This window comes from Parabacteroides faecalis, from assembly GCF_022809355.1.
Taxonomy (GTDB): domain Bacteria; phylum Bacteroidota; class Bacteroidia; order Bacteroidales; family Tannerellaceae; genus Parabacteroides; species Parabacteroides faecalis.
In genome coordinates this window covers 110579-131173 of record NZ_JAKZMM010000004.1, presented here as the reverse complement: position 1 = coordinate 131173, position 20595 = coordinate 110579, and the positions used below count along the sequence as shown (strand labels likewise).

Sequence of the window (20595 nt, the reverse complement as noted above, 5' to 3'; positions counted from 1 at the left end):
ATGATAAGTAAGTGGTTTACAGAAGACATACAGAATATCCTCGCCTCACATCGATACATAGTTGTAACCGATGCCAGAGGTGAGGGTGACTATCTGCTGAAAACTCTGCCACAAGAGATTAAGCAGATACCTGTCAAAGATGAATGGAGCGAGATAGAAGCAAAATATCTGGCAGAATCAACATATAAAGACGATAAGGTGGTGTTCTATGCCAAGAAAAAAGCTGAGAACCTGACTTACCTACAAGAGTATGTTCAGACAGCAGGACTGCTTGTGCTGGATGACATGGAGGCATATATAAGACAGAAACTGTTTGCCGCCATCGGTAAGAACACATCATTGTCTCGTGACAAATTGCTTTTGGCTGCAAAACTTAGTGAAGGCAAGAACCTGAAGTGGTGGCAGTCTGTTACTGATGGTATCACAGAGCCTTTGCGTCTTGAAGATTGGTTGCTTGATTTTCTGCACTCTCCGGCATCAACCAAACAACGTATGGATGATGCTGTCTGGAATGTTTTCCGCACGGAAGTGTATCGTGTGATTGGTAAGACTCCAACGGAACAACCTGCCGAAACAATGGCACAGGAGGTTGTCAATGTTCTTTTGCAATCATTGATAGACAACTCTATTGATGGGTTGCTTTTGAATGTATATTACCAGTGGGCTGATAGTACAGAGAAGTCTGACGTACTTAGAAGATACGTCGAGAACTATGCACTGCCAACAGACATTGATCCTTTAAAGGTACACGAGAATCATCCTTTTGCTGAGCTTGACCGCAAGGTTATGAAAATGCTTAGCGAAGCTTTGAAGTTACAGAAAGATGCTACAAGCATCGTCACTTTTATCAAGACAAGAACATCAAGCAAAAAAGCCAAACTATTCAAACCTGCATGGTTGAATAGCGTGCTTACATTAAGTACCTTCAGTATAAAGGGATTGAATAATGTAAGCGACTACAGCCAGATGTCTGAGTTCTATCTCCAGAACTTTGCAAAACTTGATACAGCCATGCGTAAGATTTATGTTGCTTGGCTGAATGATGAACCAACCTTGCGCCCTCTTCAGGAACATTACACTCAGCTTAATAATGAACTGTTGACTAAGTGGTATTCCATTGGATGCAAGTACATACCAACTCAGAAGGACATTGTCGCTAAGGCATTGGCAGGTACAAAGAGAACGGCAGTAGTTGTATGCGATGGTTTGCGTCTGGAAATTGCAGAAAGCATCGTTGATGGAAATCTTGGCAAAAATGTGAAATTGACCAAGAACACAGCCTTATCTGTGCTCCCTTCTGTCACAGAAAACGGCATGAGTGCCTTGTTTGGATGTGAAGAACCAACAACAAACAGACAAGAGAGATTCAATAAATTGAAGGAATCGTATTCTGATGTTGAAATCATGGAGTTGGATAAACTCAATGAAGGCACAATAGCACATCGACTTGTATTGAACTATGGCGACATAGACCAAGTTGGCGAAAAGAAACAACTCAGCGGATTGAAGGACATAGACAACTATGAAACAGAACTCCGCGAAAAGATTCAGATGCTTTTCAGACTTGGCTATGAGAAAGTTGTAATTACAACCGATCACGGATTCGTGATTACAGGCATCCTTGATGAAGCAGACAAGGAACCTCGTCCAAATGGCCACATTCAAAAGATAGAAGAAAGATACGTACTGGCAGAGAATCCTCTTCCTCCATCAAACCTGATTGAGGTGGAAGGTAAGTACTTTGACAGTAACTATCAGTACTATGCTCCTACAGACAAACCTTTTGTCACTCGTGGCGCATACGGCTATGCTCATGGTGGTTTCACTCCACAGGAATGTATTATTCCAGCATATGAGCTGACTATGGATCAAGGTGACTTCGCTCTTGGAGTAATGATTTCCAACAAGACAGAACTAAAGAATGTAGCAGGTAACTACTTCACAGTGAAACTATTGGCAGAAGGTAGCCAAGATGACCTGTTTACCCAAGAACGAAAGATAAAGGTCATGCTCTTTGCTGGTAGTACTTTGGTGAATGGCAATATGATTTACTCTATCAAGCCAGGAGAAGCGATAAACATGGAATATGAGCTAACCAATGGCATTGACAAAGTCGTAATAGCCGACAAGAATACGGCTGCTCAGATTGACAGCTGTGAAATAAAGAAATCCTCGTCAAGAGATATTGATGACTTATTCTAAACGAAAGGGAATAAAGAAATGATTGAACTCGATTCAAAACTCCTTGACCAGTTCAAGGGATATGTTGTCCGCAAGGATGTAGTTCGCAGCGTTAAAGGCGGTGCGAACGTGCCAGTATTCGTACTTGAATACCTACTTGCAAACTCTTGTAGTACGGACGATGAAGAGAAGATACAAGAGGGAATTGAAAGCGTTAAGCGTGTACTTCGCGAGCACTATGTAAATTCTGATGAAGCAACTCTCGTGCAAGCAAAGATTCGTGAAAGAGGCACATACAAGATTATCGACAAGATTTCTGTTCGTCTTGACCCTTCAAAAGATAAGTACTGGGCAGAAATGTCAAACCTTGCCATCCATGATGCTAATATCTCAGAAGAGATTATCAGTCAGCATGAGAAGATGATGATGGGCGGTATCTGGGCAATCATTGATGTTGACTATGATTCAACAATGATGATTGGCAAGAAGATTTATCCTTTTGTTGTCAGCAAGGTGCGTCCAATACAGTTGTCAAACTTTGAAGATGACAAAGTATCAAGAGCACGTTCTTTGTTCTCAAATGAAGAATGGCTCGATGTGTTGCTTCGTAGTGGTGGTTATGAACCAGAGTCTGAAGGCATGACTGAGCGCATGAAGATGCTGTTGCTCTCACGCTTCATTCCATTAGTTGAAGCGAACTTCAATATGGCAGAACTCGGTCCACGATCATCAGGTAAATCGTTTGTATTCAAGGAACTTTCGCCATACTCAATGCTCGTCAGCGGTGGTCAGGGTACTGCTGCATCACTCTTCGTGAACAACTCCAGTGGTCAGATTGGTGCTGTTGGAAAGTGGGATGCCATCTGTTTTGATGAGTCAACAGATGAACTTTTCAAAGACAGAGAAGTAGTGCCATTGATGAAGGATTACATGGAAAGTGGTTCTTTCTCTCGTGGTGGTAAGTCTGGAGAGAAAGCAGCCAATGCTTCAATCATATTGAATGGAAACATTAACCAGCCAGTTGAAACAGTACTCCAAACATCGCATCTTTTCTCACCTTTCTCTGAGAAAATTTGCAATGATACAGCCTTCTTGGATCGTATCGGATTCTTCCTTCCGGGATGGGAAGTGATGAAGTTTGCACCTTCGAACTTTACAAATCACTTTGGATTCAGCACAGACTTCTTCAGCGAGTTCCTGCATACCCAGCGCAAGATGACCTATACTGATGCCATAGACAAGTACTTTACCCTTGGTGCTCAGATGAAGCAGCGTGACACAAAACCTGTTCGCAAAACTGTGTCTGGTCTTATCAAGTTGATGCATCCAGATGGTGAATTTTCCAAGGAAGATGTTCGCAAGTACCTCGTTTGGGCAATTGAAATGCGTCGTCGTGTCAAAGAGCAGTTAAAGCGCATCGGAGGTATGGAGTTCTGGGACACAAACTTCTCGTACATTGATAAGGAAACTCAGGAAGAGTTCTTTGTTTCTGTTCCTGAAGAACGTGGTACAAACCTCATTGAGGATGCTCCACTTGCTCCTGGCACCTGCTACACTGCAACAAGCGATGGTGACAAGGTATCTCTTGTTAAGGTTGAAGTTATTACAATGCCTGGCAATGGTAAACTGACTATTACAGGAAGCACTTCAACCGAAGCAAAGGAAGACATCAAGAATACCTATAACTATATACGCGCCAATGAAAGAGCTATACTTTCACAAGGTCACTCGCTCATTCATGTGGATGTAACTGTACAGGTTACAACTCTCTTGGGAGTTAGTGTACATAAAGGTATAGGTGGTGCAGTCTTTGCCGGAATCGTATCATCAATATTCGGCAGAAACCTGAAATCTGGACTTGGTGTTATTGGCAACATCAGCATAGGTGGTGCTATTGAACGCGCTCTTAACTTCAATGATAGAGTATCAATGCTGTCTGAGAATGGTGCAAAGAATGTTCTTGTGCCTATGGATAACCTTGCTGAAATGGCAACCTTGCCAGCAACTATCCTTGGAAAGACAGACATTCCTTTCTATGCTAATACACAGATGCTTATTCAAAAGATGATTTAATGAGTAAAGAACTGACAGAAGAAGAAATTTTTGAAATAGAAAATACTCGACCTCATGTCGTGATACTTGGTGCAGGGGCTACTATTGCTACCATTCCTAATGGTGACAAGCATGGTAATCCCTGCTCTGTCATGCACGGCTTTGTCAAAAACCTTGGTCTTGAATCAATTCTTGCAAATGTAGAGCTATGCACCAAGAGTGAAAACATAGAAGATATATACTCTGAGTTATACGAGCGTGGCGATGAATGCAAGGACGTTCGAGAGCAACTTGAAGATGCTATCTTTGAGTATTTTTCTAAGTTGCAGTTACCTGATGATATAACCATCTATGATAAGATTGTCCTTGCTCTGACCAATAAGGATATTATCGCAACTTTCAATTGGGATCCGCTTTTAATTCAGGCATATAATAGAGCAAGAAAACTAACTGATAATCTTCCGATGCTTACATTCCTTCATGGTAATGTTGCAGCAGGTTATTGTGACAAATGCGGTAATTTTGGTGCTTTACAGCGTGGCAAATGCGATAACTGTGGAAATACATACAAACGTTCGCCTTTGTTATATCCTGTTAAGCACAAGGATTACAACTCGAATCCATTCATCAAGCAGGAATGGGTAAACCTTACTACACAACTAAGCAGAGCAAAGTTGATTACAATCTTTGGATATAGTGCTCCAAAGACAGACGTAGAAGCTGCTCAGATGCTAAAGGAAGCGTTCGAGAAGTATCTATCAGCTCAAAGGTTCAACCATATAGATATTATAGAACGTCCAAATTTTGATCACGATGAATTGAGTAATACTTGGAGAGAGTTCATAAATGACTCCAACTGTTATTATGAAATTCATGAATCATTCTATGATAGTTATCTGGCTAATTCTCCACGTCGTACTGTTGAATGCCTGTACAAGCGCAATATGACTGGATGGTGGGGCGATTCCAAAATCAAGTTCAATAAAGAAGATACTTGGGATAGCGTTTGTGAGAACTTAATGCCTCTTTGGGCAGAAGAGAAGTCTGGGAAAAAAGTATTAGAAGTCAATCCTATAACCCCACAAGACCTTATGAATGTACTAACGAAATTAGATAAAGATTCAAAGGTTATGTCCCCAGACGATTTTTATGCTAAATATGAGTCTGGCGATTTCAAATGTGGTTTTAGAACACCTGTTCCACTTGAAGGACAAGATTTCTACCGTTCAAGAATGGCAAAGAAAATTGGAGCTAATGAAGACCTAACATCACCTGCAACCTTCTCTTATGTTCCGTTGGATCGACCTGACCTCGTTAGTAGAGGTAGAATGAACAAAGAAGGACAGTCTATGTTTTATGCTTCTCTCTATCCTGATACGAATTTTCGTGAAATATGCCATGATATAAAAGCTGGAGATGAAGTTTATCTTGCGAAGTGGAGAATGAAGTCTGATGCATCCATAATGGTATTTCCTGTATATTTGCCAGAAAACATTGACACGAATGTTGATTTATCTACCTATATGGGAATCAATAATCCTGTGTTTGCAGAAGGCGCAATGGGTGACTACTTTAGGAAGCTGTCTGATTTGTTCACTCGTACAGAAGAAGATGAAAATCAGAGGTATTTATGTTCAAGTTTCTTAGCCAATTACATACTAAAACAGCATGGTTCAGTGAGATTTGGCAATCAAGAGTTTGATTTCAAATTTGAAGGTATAATATATCCAAGCGCAAGAAAAGGTGCTGGTGAGATTAGATTCTCAAATATAGTAATGCCTCCTGAAATTGCAGATTCATCCTTGGAACTTGTTTATGTAATCAAAGGAAGGTTAAAGGATGATTTATCATCGGTTTCGTCTGAAAGCATAGGTTTTTGCACAGAAAACAAAGTTGATTGGTACGGACTAAAGTCATTCACGGAAGACATGGTCTTTAGTAATATCATATTGGTTGATAACACTGACCATTACGTCGAAATTGACAATCATTTGTGTACGGATTCTGATGGGAAACCGATAAGTACATCCAGATTGCAAGCATTTATTCAAGCTCGTCTTAGTGAAAGCATACTTGAATCTGTAACTGAGAATGAACTATTTAGGAATTCTTTTAGTTACTCTAAAATCCAAAGTAAAGACGATTTGAACAAAAGTCTTCATTTAATATGCTTTTGGCCTGTAGAAGGCTGGAAAGTTGATAATACTATCGACATAAAACTTATTCAATTTGAAATTGAGGTAAAACAAGAATGTAGTGCATATAATGAGTAAATTGAAAAGGCGCATCACCCACAACTGGATGGTGCGCCAATTTTAATAGAGAGTAGTTGCAAGCATATCACTTGTGATGCTTCTGGTTCTGCTGCTTCTGCTTCTTTTCCATCATGATGTCGTACTTCTTGCGAATTGTCTCTTGAAGAGCGTCAATATCGTCCTTGCGGTATTTGACATCACTATAGATAAAATCCACATAGTCAAACTTGTTGATGGTAGCCGTGTCACCTTCGACCAGTGACCAGTTCCTGACAGAGACATACTTGGCACGGTCATGATGCAGATCCTTGTTGTCGTATGACAGAAGTACAATCATGCAGAACTCCAGCACCATCACAAAGAATGCGGTGAGGAAGCAGAATCTGCGGAAGTACTTCGACTGCCAGAGAAAAGCAAAACCATACATAGGCCAGTGCCAGAACAAATAAGCCAGACATGCCCATGAAGGGAATGGAGGTCGCTTTGGAGCCTTAACTCCTTGCACGTCCTCAATCCTGCCGATAACGGTTTCAAGACGTTTGACAGTCTCGTTCTGTGTATCTGCAATCTCCTTGGACTTCGTCTGTTGCTTGTCAATAGCACTCTCATGCTTCTTGTAGAGGTTATAACCAGTCAGAATGTCGTTCATGAAACCAGTACACTTTACAAGAGCATTCTCAGGAGTGATGACATCGATACCTGATTCTTCCTGCTTACGTCTGCTCTCTTCACGTTCCTTGCGCTTCGCTTCTTCTCTGTGATCCGCTGTATAGTTGTACATCGTTTCCAAGATGAAACAGAAGTCATGAACGTCAATATCTTTGAGCATTTTGTCTGTAAACTCGCCATCGATAGGCGGATTCTCCGTCACATCAACAGATTCAGAATCTGGCTGACTGACAGGAACAATGACATCAGCATCCTCGATCTGCTCAGAAGATTCAGCAGGATGTGCAGACACAGTCTGTGAAGAGACAACTGTGGATGAAATATCAGCCATCTTGTCTTTCACTTCCTGAACCTTCTCCTTGGTTATCATCCTTGCAGGTTTAAGCTTAGGTTTTGTAGTATTATTCGGCATATTCTAAATGTATTAACGATGGAACTTAGGTCTATTCCTTTTCTTCTTCTCGTCATCATCATCGTCATCGCCCCAGCCACTGGAACTGCCACCACCGCCACCTCCTGAGGTCGGAACCACAGTCGGACCAACGGCAAGTTCGACAGCTGCAGCAGCCACGTAGGAAGCAAGTTCGGCAGCCGCGTCGGAATCGAATAAGGCAGAATCGTTATTATCATCATAGATATTCACGCTACTGTCCTCGACATACTCGTCTTCTTTGCCAAAGGAAACTTTAGGCAGACGGACATCAGAATCCATATCGTCAAACTTGACCTCATGAATCATAGGTTCATCAGGCAACCACTGGTCTTTAGGCAACAGAGCGTTGATGTTGTACAACTGCTGGTTCAACATGTAGAAAGTCAAACTGCGTCGGTCAACCTGATAACCACTCATTGAGACATTGCCTTTGGTGAAGACAACTCCCATGCCTTTGCCACCTTCACGAGGTGCGACCTTGACCTGAATGCCTTGCTCCTTCATACGATCGATGAAATCCTGCCATGTACGACTGCCAGGCAATGCTTTCTGTGCTGCATCAAAGATGGCATACTTGACAACTGCCTTGCCTTTGAGTCGGTCACGGTTGACCTTCATCTTGCCATCGCTCCAGTGAAGACCGTAGTGTCGGGTCATCGCCTGACAAATGGCGATTGCCCTTTCTACATCACATCCGTCAGATATGGTCTTGCCGAAATCGTTGACTCGGTTATAGACAACATGCACATGGTCATGGTCGTGGTCATGGTGTCGGAAGATGACAAACTGGGTATCAGTGATGCCCATCTTCTTCATATACTCCATTGCCAGTTTACGCATGAATCCGTCAGTGCAACGATGTGCGTCTTCTGGAGGAAATGAAAGCGCAAAGTGTCCGACACAATTCTGCACCCTTTGGTTCATCATAGCCTGAATCTTGAAAGACTTTGCTATGGTATAGTTGCTCCGAAGATCAACTCCGCGAGAAGCGAGAATTGTTGTGTCCTTGTCCTTGATGTCGTTTGCATAATTGACGATTCCCCCGAAGGTAGAACCGTTACTTATCTTGGGCATCATATCCAGCGGTAGATTATGTCGAGTACACCATGAAGCCTTGAACGCAAATCAAGCATATCCTTTGCCACACTGCTGAAACCTGCCTTGTTGGCTTGGTATGCCAACTGGTTGAGATTTCCAGCCATGTTAGCAGCTGCCCTGAAATCCTTGGCGAAGTCAGGATCTATAGGAGCCTTGACATAGCCGTTCATAGTCATCTGGTTCATGTACTCTGAGTCAGACATCCTGTTTTCATCAGCAGCGAGTTCGACGCATTTAGCCTCTTCAACAGTGAAGTAAGCCTTCTTGCATACGGTTCGCTTCTGTTCCTCTGTTAAGGGTGGACGACCTCCCTTATGTTTACGAGAAGAGTTAGGGGTTTGGGGTTCTTGGGTATTATTCATAATAGCCTCCTTCACATTTATGTGCCAGCATCTTGATGCTCCCGACCGAAGGGATGGTTGTTTTCTGGGCATAGAAAACATACACTTGCTCCCCAACCCCGTAAAACCTCTCTCCGCAAAGCGGTCGTTACGTCTGACGTACATCGTTTCAGCTCTGCTGGATCGTGTCAGATACAAGACTTAACGAAGGTAGAATCAAGGTTATAGCCGTAGGCATCGAAGATGTTTGTAATAGATGAATAGACAGGCTGCAGGACAGGTGGTGAGCCATCGGCAGAGCCATGGTCTTACGACCTCGACAAAGCCTCCTGAAACGGATTTTACGCATGATAGCGGACTGTGGTCAGAGACACCTCGCTGACCTCTGTCTGCTGCGTAATGTCCGAGTAGAAGGATGGTCTCGAATCAATGCCTGGGCGACTCTTACTACATATAATATAGTATGTGTCGCTTGGGCATCCTTTCACCCTTGGGTGTGTCTATGCCGGAAAGCCTGGTTCACTGCTTGTGCCTTGAATGAGGATCAAGAGGTGAAACTGGTCAGAAATCCAGCATTGACAAAAGGGAAAAGGGTAAGGCATGGTGTGTCTGCCAAAGGACATCACCTTTCTGTTGTTCCTGCAAGGCTCTGAGGGTAGGCTATGACAGCGTACAACTGCTGACCATGCCCATCATCAGAGATACCTGTCAGCCCTGCACCTCCTTTCCAAGCGTATCTGCCAACTTGTTCTCCTGAGCAGCAAGATTCGGCAGACGCTTCTTCTTGTCCTTCATGAGCGCATGGAGTTCCGATAAGGCATACGTCTTACGCTTTCCCCAGCGCGAAGGAATCAGATAGCCATTCTTCTCCCAAGTCCACAAGGTGGTCTTGCAGACATGGAATTTAGCAATGACCTCGTCAGTCGTCAAATAGGTCTCGTCCTTAGGAGCCATTGCCAATTCGGCATCTCGCATAGCGATAGTCTTTTCGATAATGGTCTCTGCGAACTGGACAAGATCCTCGCCAGTGACCGTGAAATTCATACGACCACCAGCCTGAATCATTGAGTATAAATCCATTATTCAGCCTTCTTTTGGTTAGTATTATCCGGCACTTGCTGAGTGCCAGAGTTATCAACACCAGAGAAGAGGTCTGTCTGCATGTAACCGCCACGTCTGGCAGTATCAGCGTTACCTCCTTCTCTCTTCACACCATCATTCTGACTGCCAGCCTTTGCCTCCTTGGTTGCAGCACCCTCGGTTGCAGTAGCCACATTCTGAGTGACAGGTGAGCCTTCCTTCTTCTGCCCCTTATCTTCGCTTGCTCCATCAGGCGAAGGTGTTGGGTCGGCAGATACCTTGTCATCAGCCTTTGGAGCATAGGCTGAGATACGGTCTGCCAGATAAGGGAATGAAAGAACCATGAACTTCTTGTGCATGTCGATCGTGAGAACATCACGTTCGGCAAGTCCATTGAGGAAGTCACGAACCTTATCCCTGTGCCAGTCCCACACTCGTGCGAGTTCGGAAACCGACGTTACCAGTTGCCCAGGGGTAACGACCAGTGGAGTACCCTCCTTGGTCATTGCACCTGAAGGCTGCTGGCAGGTCTTGTTGAGAAGGTCGCGGAAAGCATCGACTCTCAACACCTCTTTCTTGTGAACTGGACAGAGGTAATCCAGTAGGTCAAGACTCACTGCATGAGTGAGGAAGACCTCATGAGTAAAATGCTTCTGTGACATAGTAAGTATATCAGTGATAAAAGCAGTTGATTCTCTCGGTACCTGATGACCAATCCATTGGTCAGGAGGTGGGGGTATTCATTGAATATGCTTCTTCTTTTGATTTGCAGTATTAAAAGGTTTGACATGTGTTCTGTCGGCAGATGCGGTATAGGGACATCTGCCAGACAGAACGTTAGTACATCAGAGCAAGTGTGGCAGAGCAGGTGTGTCAGTTGATCATGTCAACGAGTTCACGCTTCATGTCATCATCGATGGTTCGGTATCTGGCGAAAGCCTTGGAACCTTCGACATGACCTGACATCGAGCCAATAAGGTCTGGATCCTTGACCTTCTTGTACATGTTGCCGATGAAGGTGCGTCGTGCCATGTGGCTGCTGGCAATCTCATTGAGTGGTCTCTTCACCTCGGTGCGAGTCTTCGGGTCGAGTACCGAAACGATGCGAGTCACATCTGCCATGGTACAGAGTTTCTTGATGTCATCGTTGTACTCCCAATCCTCGAAATAAGGGAGTAGTGTGGTCTTGCGCCAACTATACCTGTCAAGGATTTCACGAGCCTTCTGGTTCAACGGAACTCTCACAAGTCTGCCTGAGCTCTCGGCAGTCTTATGTGGGATGTACTCCAAAGCACCATTGACGATGTTATCCTTGGTGAATCTGCCAATATCACCCATACGGCAACCAACACAGCACTGGAAGATGAAGATGTCACGATGGAACTTCAACTGGTTCTTCTCGGCAGACAAATCAAGGTTCCAGATTCTGTCTCTTTCTTCAAGAGTCAGATACCATGGTGTGCCATAGGTCGGAGCCTTCAACTCGAAGCGGCTGAACGGCTTTGTCGTTGGAATGCCGTTGAAGTCAACCCACTTCATGACAGTACGAAGGCGGTGAAGAATGTCATACGCACCATTCTCAGACATTTCTGCCCTTGGCTTCTGCCACTCCTTCAGGTCTTCAAAGATCTCGGGATGGTCTTGGAAGATGATATACTCGTCAAGAAGGTACTCCTTGAAAAGATAAAGGTCTTCCTCGGTAATGGCTTCAGCATACATGACATAGCCTTTGCGACGCTTGACATTCTGCATGTAAAGCTCGAAGTGCTTAATCTTCTTGATGATGGTATGCGAGGTATAGATGGTACAGTTAGCCACCTTACGATGGTTATAGTACTCTGTAATCTGGTTGGTCAGTCGGGTATCGATGCCATCCTCAGAATAAATCATGTTAGGATGGTGATATAACTGAATGAGGTGCTTCAACCACTTGCCATCAACTCCCTTGTGATACTTGTCATTGATAAGGTCGGTGATTTCCCTGACCTTACGGTCGAGTTCTCGCTTGACTGCATCAGAGACAGTGTTCACACGAAGCTTGTAGCCTTGGCGGTCATCACTCCAGTGATTGGCATTGATGGAGAGTTCGCTGGCAACCTTGATGTCGAGTTTGCCATCACGAATACGGAAGAATATGGTGCTTTTGTCAGTAGTGTTGTTCTTGGCAACCTGCTTCTGACGGATAAATGCTGTAACTTTCATCTTACTTGTCTTTTGATGGTTAGTTGATTATGATTACTCAATACCTTCAAGTGCATCCCACTTGCAATCGTCATCAATGTGGCGATAGCGACGGAAGGACTTGGAACCTGGCATGTGACCTGTCATTGAGCAGATCAATTCAGGGTCTTTCACCTTCTTGTAGATGTTGGCAATGAAGGTCTTTCTTGCCGTATGGCTTGTAGCAACCATGTACAATGGGTATCGTGTAAACTCCTTTGTGTCTGGGTCTCTGGCAGTCACCATGCGGTCAATCTCACAGAGAAGCAGCAGCATCTTGATGCCATAAGCATACATGTTCTTGTTGCGATATGGGAAAAGGCGACCACTGCGCTTGTCCATATTGCGCTCGATAATCTCTTTTGCCTTATCATTGAGAGGAACACGGCAGAAGGAAGAAGGTGCTCCTTCGACTGCATTCTCACGAGTCTTCTGAGGAAGATACTCGATGAAGCCATCCTCAGTGATATTACGAGTAGTGAAAGCATAAAGGTCTGACACACGGCAACCAACCAGACACTGGAACATGAACATGTCTCGGTAAAGAGAGAGTCCGGGATGCTTGGTAAGGTCAGTATAATAGACCTTGTCACGCTCTTCAAGAGTGAGATAGATAGGGTCAGCATAGACATCAGGCTTGATAGTCAGCTTCTTGTACTCCATGTTGGTACTATAGCCGTTCTTGGTCATCCAGTTCATGAATGCACGGAAATGACTTCTGACGGTCTGCATATAGTTGTTGGTGTACTTGATAGGTGGCTTCTTGTCAATGTGGAACTGACGATACCAGTCATAATGCTCATCATAGTAGATGTACTCGTTCTCGACATACTCATAGAAGTCGTAGAGATCATCTATTGTGAAGGTGTCGGGATAGAGATTGAAGTCCTTCTGACCTTCAAACTCTCGCTTGAACAACTCATAGCGACGTAGTTTCTTGATTGTGGAAAGGTAGCAAGCCTTTCTTCCATGGCTGACATCACAATGCTCAACGTACTTCATGAACCAATCAGGAACCGTGCCTTTGTCAAGGTTTTCAAGTGAAGTATCCTTCTCGTTGTCCTCGCAAGGAAGAGGTGAGAATGGCTTAGGCTGTTCTGCAACTGGATGAAGGTAGCCATTGATGGTTTCCTTCAGCCACTTGCCATCACGCATCGGTGTGAAGTCTGCTTCGATAAGTCGGAAGATGTCTTGCAACTTATCATTGAATGCCTTTGTACCTCCTTTGCCCAACTTGGTGGTGCGTCTGTAACCTGGTACTGACTCATCCCAAAGCGTTGGGTCTGCCATGAGGTCGGTGCGTACCTTCAAATCGTTATTGCCCTCTCGTACTCGGAAGATTACCTGTCTGAGGTTCTGGTCTTCGCCCTTCTTTGGGGCATTATGTAGTGAAACTGAGATTTTCATTGTGTACTCCTTTTTATTATATATATTGCGATTGTAGGAGTCCGGCTATCCTTGAAATGCGTCGGCAAAGGTAAGGATTTTCGGACGGATAAACCTTGTTAATTGCTGACTTTCAGTCTTTTATTAAATCTATTTAATTACTCACAAAGAGATTAGACTTTCTAATTAGACCTCATGGTGGGTTTGCGTTCATTTGCACATACCAAACAGAGACAGGATTATTGAGTTCAATCCGTTTAGGGTACGTAGATTTGTGGGAAACTCTGGGAAACAAAATCGGTAGTTCCCGACCGAAGTTCCCAACCATCCCGAAGTCATCCCTTTTCGGATGTTTTCCGTTATTTTCCTTTGTTTTACCCATATCGTTGATTTTAAGTTGTTTACATTCAGTTTCAGCCAGCTTATGAGTTTAACAAAAATCGCTCGATTTGTTCTTCTTCTACCTCGGAACGGATTGACGATGTTCACCCATCCCTTGCGGAACTTGCCCTTGTAATAATAGCGCATAGGGATGTTCACGCTGTACTTGTTCTCCTGCAACTCCCTGCATTGCTCAAAGCTCTCATTCTCGAAGTTGAAGCGGTCTTTCAGCAGCCCTTCCTTCAGGAACTTAGAGATATTGTCGAGGGCGATATGCACCAATACGACACCGACGATGGAAGTGAGCATATAGAGCCAAGTGTTCAAACGGAGGGTATAGAAACAGGGCATTATCGAATGACCGAACAGCCATACGGACTGCACAATCAGCAGCACTCCCGACAGCAGCGGATAGAGCACCTGCCTGCGAGCGTCAAACTCCAGATGCTTCTTGTTGCGCGTTCCCACACAGGTGATACATATCAGCAGGAACGTAGCCACCTTGCTATACACGAGGTTGCCGTCATGGTAAATCATCCACCGCTTGATGCGAGTGTGGATATCCGTCACTACGCCGCCCAAGAAGTCCAACTGCTCCGGCTCCAGTGCGTAGGCGAAGAACTCCATCAGGATGGAGACATAAATCACCGCCCTGAATATCTTGTAAAAACCCTGTAACTCTTTGCTTTCTTCCATTTACTTTACGATGATGTTGGGTGATAATGAGAAAAGATGAAGGATGCCACGGTGGACACCCTCCAATCCTCTTATGAGTTTTATTCGTAGCCGTTGATGGTCTTCTCAGACTCTACTGTCCACGGAGAAATAGTTGCAGATATGACCTCCAAGGTGTTGCGTACAGGCTTCAATGAATAGCTGTAGGAATGACCCGCTTTCCACGTGTCGTTTGTGAGGAATACGAAGTTCTCCCCATTGCTGAGTTGCAATGTCATGTCTGGCATAACCTGTGCAGGAACATAAAGCGTATATTCCATGTGGTCACTTTGTGGGTCGCCGAAATAATAGGTCGTCACCGACTCGTCACTGCATTCTACCTTTCCGGTCTTGATGTTGAAAGTACCGCTGTCAAAATAACCGACGAACGTGAGTAGGCTTCCTGCAAAATCATTGGTGGTGAAACCGTATTCTGGTGAGGTATAGACCTTGATGATGACACGCACCATCTGATGGGTGAAGTTCAATGTAAGGCTCGGATTGGCGTATGATGCCGCTCCACTGGCAAACAGAAAATCATTGACCTTCTGCTCACTCTGTACAGCTGCCTCCGGCACTTGGAACTCTATGAGGTCGTTGGTAGGATTTGCCGTATAGGGATAGTAGGCATTGAAGGTGTGAGTGTCTGTGTCCGTGAAAAACACCTTGTTGGCTGACACAAACTGATTCGTGCCGCCGCTTCGGGTGAACTTCATATTGTTGATCATCCCTGTGGAAGAGATGCCAATCATATCATTGAGTTCCCACTGGTTGTCAACGGCTCGTGTGGAAACGGCAGGTTGCAGCATCTCCAGATTGGTGAATACCTGAAGCTGCTTGGTTGATGTGCTGTCGGTCACGACCACAGAACCTCCGCCACCGGGCAGGTAAATCTCATTGACGATGTCTTGGTCACAGGACGTGAGGAGCATGGCTCCAAGTCCCAACATTAGAAACAAATTCTTTTTCATGCTTTTTCTTTTTTAATTGTTGTACTTTGATGATGATACGGGTGATACTCGATGTCTGTATATGGGCTAATCCATAATCGTGATGATGGGTCTCGCCTTATGCGGCTGCCACTTGGGAGTCTCCTGTATGGCACCGCTTCCCAGTGAGTAAAGCCATGCCTTGGCGGTCGCTTGTCCTTCTACCTCCGTTGAAGTCCAATACCAACAGTCATCATCCTCATCGGGGATAGGTGTGCCGCCGCATTTCAGGATGTATGGGTTGATGATGTCCTTGGCATGATAGAGCAGACGCATCTGTGCCACACTGGGGATATAGGCACTTTGCCCGTAACGCCACATGTCGAAGACACGCTCAGCCAAAGGCGACTTCACATCGGTCGTGCCATAAAGGGCAAAAGTGTTCTTGTTGCCGTCGTAGGCGGTGAGGTCACAGGATGTGTCCTGTTCCACACCGATACTGTCAGCAAAGGCTTCGGGAGCGATGTCCCACAGATAGACGGCATATCCGTTTCCCTCCATTTCTTCCCTCTGATTGACGTTGAACACCACTGCAATGGCTTGCTTGCACGATTGCTCGTAGGTTTCGTAGGGCATCACCTTGCCGTCAGTGGTCAAGATATGGGTGACCTTCATGGCTGTGTCGGGAAAGTCCTGATGCTCGTCACAGGCAGTCAGCAACACCGTTGCCGCAACTGCCAAGATTGAAAACAGTTTCTTCATACGCATAGTCATTTTACAGGAAGTTTCACACCCAGGACAATACCCGTTCTGAACAGGTCTTCACCCTTGATCATCACATCGGTCTTCACCTGCCAGAAGAGCTTCCAGCCGTGTCTGAGTGTATAGTTTTGCTCATAGCCGAGGTGGATGCCACCCAAGAACCTGTCAGTATCGCTACCTGCCGATGCTCCTATGCGCATGTTGCCATGGTGGTTGCGTCCTCTTGCCACACAGGGCTTATAGGCAAAGCCGAAACCATAACTGCGGTAGTTGTTCCAAAAACTCTCAGGACAGACATGACCGCACGATGCGCACTCGTTCCACTTGATATATCCGTTTGCAAAATACTCCCACGCATTGTGGTACTTCGTCTCATACTCGTAGGACAGCGTCACGTCCAGTCCTCGCTCATACAGGCATCCGAACCCCAAGGATATGCGGTCGCTATTCTGCTGCGCCATTGCCGGAGTCATGCTTGCCATAAAACAGATGACAACGAGTAAGGTATGCACAAGCCAATTCCTCACTCCTAATTCCTCATTCCTAATTCTCATTATTCCTCCTCCAACAGTATATGGTTAAACGAATCGGCAGACAGCACATCCTCATAGTCGATGCTGAGCGAGATGGTGCGTCCACTTATCTGTTTTTCCGACAGCTCGATGGTCAGCACCTTGTCGTTGGGGAAGGTCATCTTCTTCACCACAATCACGTTGCGATAGCCATACTTGAAGGTCTTCGCATCGTCCAACACAAGAGATGGGGTCAGTTCCACTATCTGCGCATTGGTAGCCTTGCTCTGCTTCTTGTCCGATAGTTTGATGCGCATCTCGTCGATGTCGAAGCGGATGTTGGTCTTGTTCTCCACGGAGAAGTCGATGAAGAAATATTCGCCCACGCTGTAGATGTTGTTCAGGCGCATTACCATGCGGTGCATCTTCGTCGCCACGTTGCGGTATTTGGCAGACGATGACCATATCTGACGTGCATACTTGGTCATGTCGGCAGTGGACAGGCTTACAGCGGGATTGTTGTAGGCATTGCGCTCCGAGCATTCTATTTCCTTATCGGTTACTGCCTCCTGCATCCTCGTGGTATAGAGCAGTGCATACTGCGTGCGGTAGCGTTCCGTCACGATTGTCACTATCGCCAACACCTCACCGTCGGCATACACGTTGTCCTTCGGCTTCAGGCGGATGGTGTTGTTGATGGGTTGGTCGCCCACCACCTTGTCTGTGGATATATCGACAAAGCGGATGGGTTCGGAGGCGGTGATGACGGTGGTCACTTGGTCGTTGACCGTCAGCTGCTCCATCTCCATGTAGGTGGTCTGCGCCTTGGCTGAAAGCACGCTCAGCGAAAGCAATGCACAGACATTCATTTTCTGAAAACAATTCATATTAGTTGATTTTTTGATGTTTATACTCTATGAGCCACCGTTCCCGACAATTCCGTTGTCGGGCAGTGTCTATTTCCTTTTCTCTTTCCCATTTACAAGGTAAACAAACGTCCCATACTTCAGCTTCACTTTGTTCTTCTTGATAGCCTTGCTGATGGCATTGCTTGTCTTCTGGTAGGCATTGGTCACGGCTTGCATTCCCCATTGCGAGAAACTGTTGTTCGCTCCACTCTGGTCGATGTTCATGTTGCTCTGCATAGCACCGCTCGCCACATCTTTCGTGGTCTCACGGAACTGGCTGCCGGGGACATACAGTCCCTCCAGTCCGTCCGTGTCATAAAGCGAAAGCGAAACCTTTATCAGCTCGTCATCCACAAGGATGGAGTTGATGCTACCCTTCACTCGCTGCGAACCGAAACCGCTCATGGTGGCATAGAGGTACGACCCTTTCTTCACCACGGTCTCACCAATCTCAATATCGTCCAACAGTCTCAGCCGCACCCTCGACCCGTCCGTAGCCTTCACGTCCTCGTCAATGATGGCCTTGATGAGCTTTGGCTCATGCTCGTTCTGCGTCAGGGTGTTGAAATAGTCCGAAGTCACCTTCACCTTCTTCACCACCTCCTGTGCCTTGTCCTCCTCGTCCAGTGCCTTCACCGCCTTGCTGTCCTCGGCAATCTGACCTTTCACCTCAATCTGCTCCTTGGGAGGCCCAGCCTGTGTGGTATCCTGGGCCACGGGGGCAACTGCCGCCTGTCCTCTCAGCCTCGCTTCGGCGAGTGCCTTGTTGAGTGCTTCGAGTGCTTCCGCTTCTCGCGCCTTGGCATCGGCCACTTCGGCTGCATCGTCCTTCTCTTCTGCCTGACGGACGAGTTCCGCAAGGTCTTCTTCTGTGTACTTGGATTCATACGCTTCTTTCTCTTCTTCGTTGTCACGCTCAATGTTATCAACAGCCGAATAGTCTGCTATGCGACCATACGACTTCGCCATGTTCTCATACTTGCCACCGATGCCGTCACCATTCTTAATCTGCGCTCCGGGCAGGTTGGGGTTCAGAAACTCGGTGGTCTGCAGGTTCTTGTCCTGCGTTTCCGCCACCTCCGTATTGAACATGTCAAAGACAAAATAGCCTGTGGCAATCAACGGGATGTACACGATGGCTGGCAGCATGTACTTCGGCTGACGGAAGTTTATCTTATCTGTTATTCTCATCGCTGTCTGATTTTGATGTTACTGACTTGTCTCGATTCTCCTCGTTGGTTCGATGCGTCACGGGAGGAGTGATGCAATGGGCTGCATTCATCATCTGCTTCATGCGCCCTTCCTGCCGCTCGATGGCACTTGCAGCCTCCGTCCGATGACCGTAATACCGCACCATCCTGTAGATGTTGATGCCGAAGCACGTGGCGACAAAGCCGAAGACGATGACGAGAAACAGCGTCTTGTGGGCATTGGCAAAGCCTTGCACCTTAGCCGCCGCACGGTCTATCCTCGCGGTCTTGGCAAACTTGCGCCCTGCCGCCACCTCCTTCTCATACCGCTTCTTGTACTTGGGGTCGTTCTTGTCGGGCATATCCTCGCCCACAAGCATCCGTCTGATTCCTTTTACACTCATACCGCTAGGATATTAGAAGTTTGACTTCGACTTCTGCTCAATATCCTTGTTGAGCAAGGTTCTCCAGTTCGTGATGAGCAGTCCATGAGGATTGTTCTCCGTCCTCGGCACGCGCTTCACCTGTCCCGCCGTCACCAATTCACGCATCAGAATATTGCTCCTTCGCTCTATCCTTTGCCTACCGTAGTAGGTGAACTCCATCTTCTCCTTGTTGAACTTGATGCTGTCGCAAAAGATGCTGAACACGGCACTCGTACCCATGATATTGTTGTAAAAGCCCTTTTCCTTCAGCGTATTGTACTGCGCCAAACCAGTTTCATCGACCAAATACATCGCCTTCTCCATCGAATAGCGGATGTACTTGTCATCGGGAGCAAGCGTAAAGAAGTAATGGTGGAACATCTCGATATGGCTCTTTGCCTCCACATCCAGCGTTTCCTCCATCGTGGTGCGGTTCACCAGTATGGGCACGTTGCCGTCCAATACATACACCTTTTGCTGCGCGTCCGTCACCATGCAGCGCGCCGTCCAGATGCTCGACACCGAGATGATGATGCAGCCCATGAGGAACGCAGAGCAGATGATGCCCACCAGCTTGATTTTGTTTTCTAAGTTCTTGATTACCATACGTTACTGCTTGTTTGAGGTCTGATTTCTCTTCATTCTCACATATTCACGGTGCAGGATGGTGTATATGTCCTTCTCAACTTCTTCCACCAGTTTGGCGTAATACTTGATGCAAGCCTCTACGTAGATGCCTTCGTATTTCAGTTGGATCCACACCCACCAGATGTCACGTTCACGTCTCCGTCGATTTCTGTAGATTTTGGCACGATGCAAGCGATAACTCAGGTAATCTACCATAGGCACTACATACTCGTCGTTATCCTCAAAGCCTTCTGCCATCTCCTCATACTGTGGGTCGATGTAGTTGTTTTCGGAATTGAAAAACTCTTCCTTTGCACGCTTGTTGGCAAACGCCATGAATTTCTCATCTTTGAGCCAACGCTCAATTTCATTTTTTGCTTTCATTTTTCTTGATGGTTACTTTTATTTGTTTCAATAGGAGGTGCGGTGACT

19 protein-coding genes and 1 pseudogene are annotated in these 20595 nt (G+C 45.8%); 4 read left to right on the top strand and 16 right to left on the bottom strand.

The features are described 5' to 3' along the window. Genes MUN53_RS02595 through MUN53_RS02585 form a run of 3 tightly spaced genes read left to right on the top strand, consistent with a single transcriptional unit; the run spans position 1 to position 6506 of the window. Complete coding sequence (locus tag MUN53_RS02595; RefSeq protein WP_243323289.1) at positions 1-2202, top strand: PglZ domain-containing protein; 2202 nt, start codon at positions 1-3, stop codon at positions 2200-2202. Between the two features lie 18 nt (positions 2203-2220). Beyond that, positions 2221-4254, top strand: coding sequence for a protease Lon-related BREX system protein BrxL (gene brxL / locus MUN53_RS02590; RefSeq protein ID WP_243323288.1), 2034 nt, complete (start codon positions 2221-2223; stop codon positions 4252-4254). Then, on the top strand, positions 4254-6506 hold the full coding sequence (locus tag MUN53_RS02585; RefSeq protein WP_243323287.1) for an SIR2 family protein: 2253 nt from the start codon (positions 4254-4256) through the stop codon (positions 6504-6506). The genes brxL and MUN53_RS02585 overlap by 1 nt, the downstream gene beginning before the upstream one ends. A gap of 67 nt (positions 6507-6573) precedes the next feature. On the opposite strand, the gene MUN53_RS02580 is transcribed toward MUN53_RS02585, so the two are convergent. From MUN53_RS02580 to MUN53_RS18370, 3 genes are read right to left on the bottom strand one after another with little or no spacing between them, the layout of a single operon-like run. Beyond that, positions 6574-7527 carry a hypothetical protein gene (locus MUN53_RS02580; protein ID WP_243323286.1) on the bottom strand — a complete coding sequence of 318 codons (954 nt, stop codon included), beginning with the start codon at positions 7525-7527 and terminating at the stop codon, positions 6574-6576. A 54-nt stretch (positions 7528-7581) separates the two neighbouring features. Next, on the bottom strand, positions 7582-8667 hold the full coding sequence (locus MUN53_RS02575) for a relaxase/mobilization nuclease domain-containing protein (RefSeq protein WP_243323285.1): 1086 nt from the start codon (positions 8665-8667) through the stop codon (positions 7582-7584). Beyond that, positions 8664-9050, bottom strand: coding sequence for a plasmid mobilization protein (locus tag MUN53_RS18370; RefSeq protein WP_394803025.1), 387 nt, complete (start codon positions 9048-9050; stop codon positions 8664-8666). The genes MUN53_RS02575 and MUN53_RS18370 overlap by 4 nt, the downstream gene beginning before the upstream one ends. A gap of 281 nt (positions 9051-9331) precedes the next feature. Between MUN53_RS18370 and MUN53_RS02565 the strand changes: the two genes are divergently transcribed. Then, complete coding sequence (locus MUN53_RS02565) at positions 9332-9682, top strand: hypothetical protein (protein WP_243323284.1); 351 nt, start codon at positions 9332-9334, stop codon at positions 9680-9682. Positions 9683-9737: 55 nt separating this feature from the next. Here the strand turns inward: MUN53_RS02565 and MUN53_RS02560 are convergent, their stop codons facing one another. The 13 genes and pseudogenes from MUN53_RS02560 to MUN53_RS02500 form a co-directional block, all read right to left on the bottom strand. Then, on the bottom strand, positions 9738-10109 hold the full coding sequence (locus tag MUN53_RS02560; RefSeq protein ID WP_177438064.1) for a helix-turn-helix transcriptional regulator: 372 nt from the start codon (positions 10107-10109) through the stop codon (positions 9738-9740). Then, positions 10109-10678 carry a hypothetical protein gene (locus MUN53_RS02555; protein ID WP_243323283.1) on the bottom strand — a complete coding sequence of 190 codons (570 nt, stop codon included), beginning with the start codon at positions 10676-10678 and terminating at the stop codon, positions 10109-10111. Before MUN53_RS02555 ends, MUN53_RS02560 begins: the two co-directional genes overlap by 1 nt. Before the next feature lie 304 nt (positions 10679-10982). Then, positions 10983-12140 carry a site-specific integrase gene (locus MUN53_RS02550; protein WP_243323282.1) on the bottom strand — a complete coding sequence of 386 codons (1158 nt, stop codon included), beginning with the start codon at positions 12138-12140 and terminating at the stop codon, positions 10983-10985. A gap of 204 nt (positions 12141-12344) precedes the next feature. After that, a complete protein-coding gene (locus MUN53_RS02545; protein WP_243323281.1) occupies positions 12345-13736 on the bottom strand; it encodes a site-specific integrase in 1392 nt (463 codons plus the stop codon). 441 nt (positions 13737-14177) lie between these two features. Then, positions 14178-14792: pseudogene (locus tag MUN53_RS02540) on the bottom strand (YWFCY domain-containing protein); the annotation flags it as partial. 80 nt (positions 14793-14872) lie between these two features. Next, positions 14873-15742, bottom strand: a complete 870-nt coding sequence (locus MUN53_RS02535; RefSeq protein ID WP_225483410.1) for a fimbrillin family protein — start codon at positions 15740-15742, stop codon at positions 14873-14875. Positions 15743-15847: 105 nt separating this feature from the next. Continuing rightward, positions 15848-16501: a hypothetical protein gene (locus MUN53_RS02530; protein ID WP_005816136.1), complete on the bottom strand. Its 654-nt coding sequence runs from the start codon at positions 16499-16501 to the stop codon at positions 15848-15850. Between the two features lie 8 nt (positions 16502-16509). Further along, positions 16510-16983, bottom strand: a complete 474-nt coding sequence (locus tag MUN53_RS02525; RefSeq protein ID WP_425285375.1) for a hypothetical protein — start codon at positions 16981-16983, stop codon at positions 16510-16512. 71 nt (positions 16984-17054) lie between these two features. Beyond that, positions 17055-17900: a conjugative transposon protein TraN gene (gene traN, locus MUN53_RS02520; protein ID WP_005816133.1), complete on the bottom strand. Its 846-nt coding sequence runs from the start codon at positions 17898-17900 to the stop codon at positions 17055-17057. Positions 17901-17969: 69 nt separating this feature from the next. Beyond that, positions 17970-19112, bottom strand: a complete 1143-nt coding sequence (gene traM / locus MUN53_RS02515) for a conjugative transposon protein TraM (protein WP_005816128.1) — start codon at positions 19110-19112, stop codon at positions 17970-17972. After that, positions 19096-19515 (bottom strand): hypothetical protein, encoded by a 420-nt coding sequence (locus tag MUN53_RS02510; RefSeq protein ID WP_005816127.1) that lies wholly within the window; start codon positions 19513-19515, stop codon positions 19096-19098. Before MUN53_RS02510 ends, traM begins: the two co-directional genes overlap by 17 nt. 12 nt (positions 19516-19527) lie before the next feature. After that, on the bottom strand, positions 19528-20142 hold the full coding sequence (gene traK / locus MUN53_RS02505; RefSeq protein ID WP_005816126.1) for a conjugative transposon protein TraK: 615 nt from the start codon (positions 20140-20142) through the stop codon (positions 19528-19530). Positions 20143-20145: 3 nt separating this feature from the next. Further along, positions 20146-20547: a hypothetical protein gene (locus MUN53_RS02500; protein ID WP_005816123.1), complete on the bottom strand. Its 402-nt coding sequence runs from the start codon at positions 20545-20547 to the stop codon at positions 20146-20148. Positions 20548-20595: the final 48 nt, after the last annotated feature.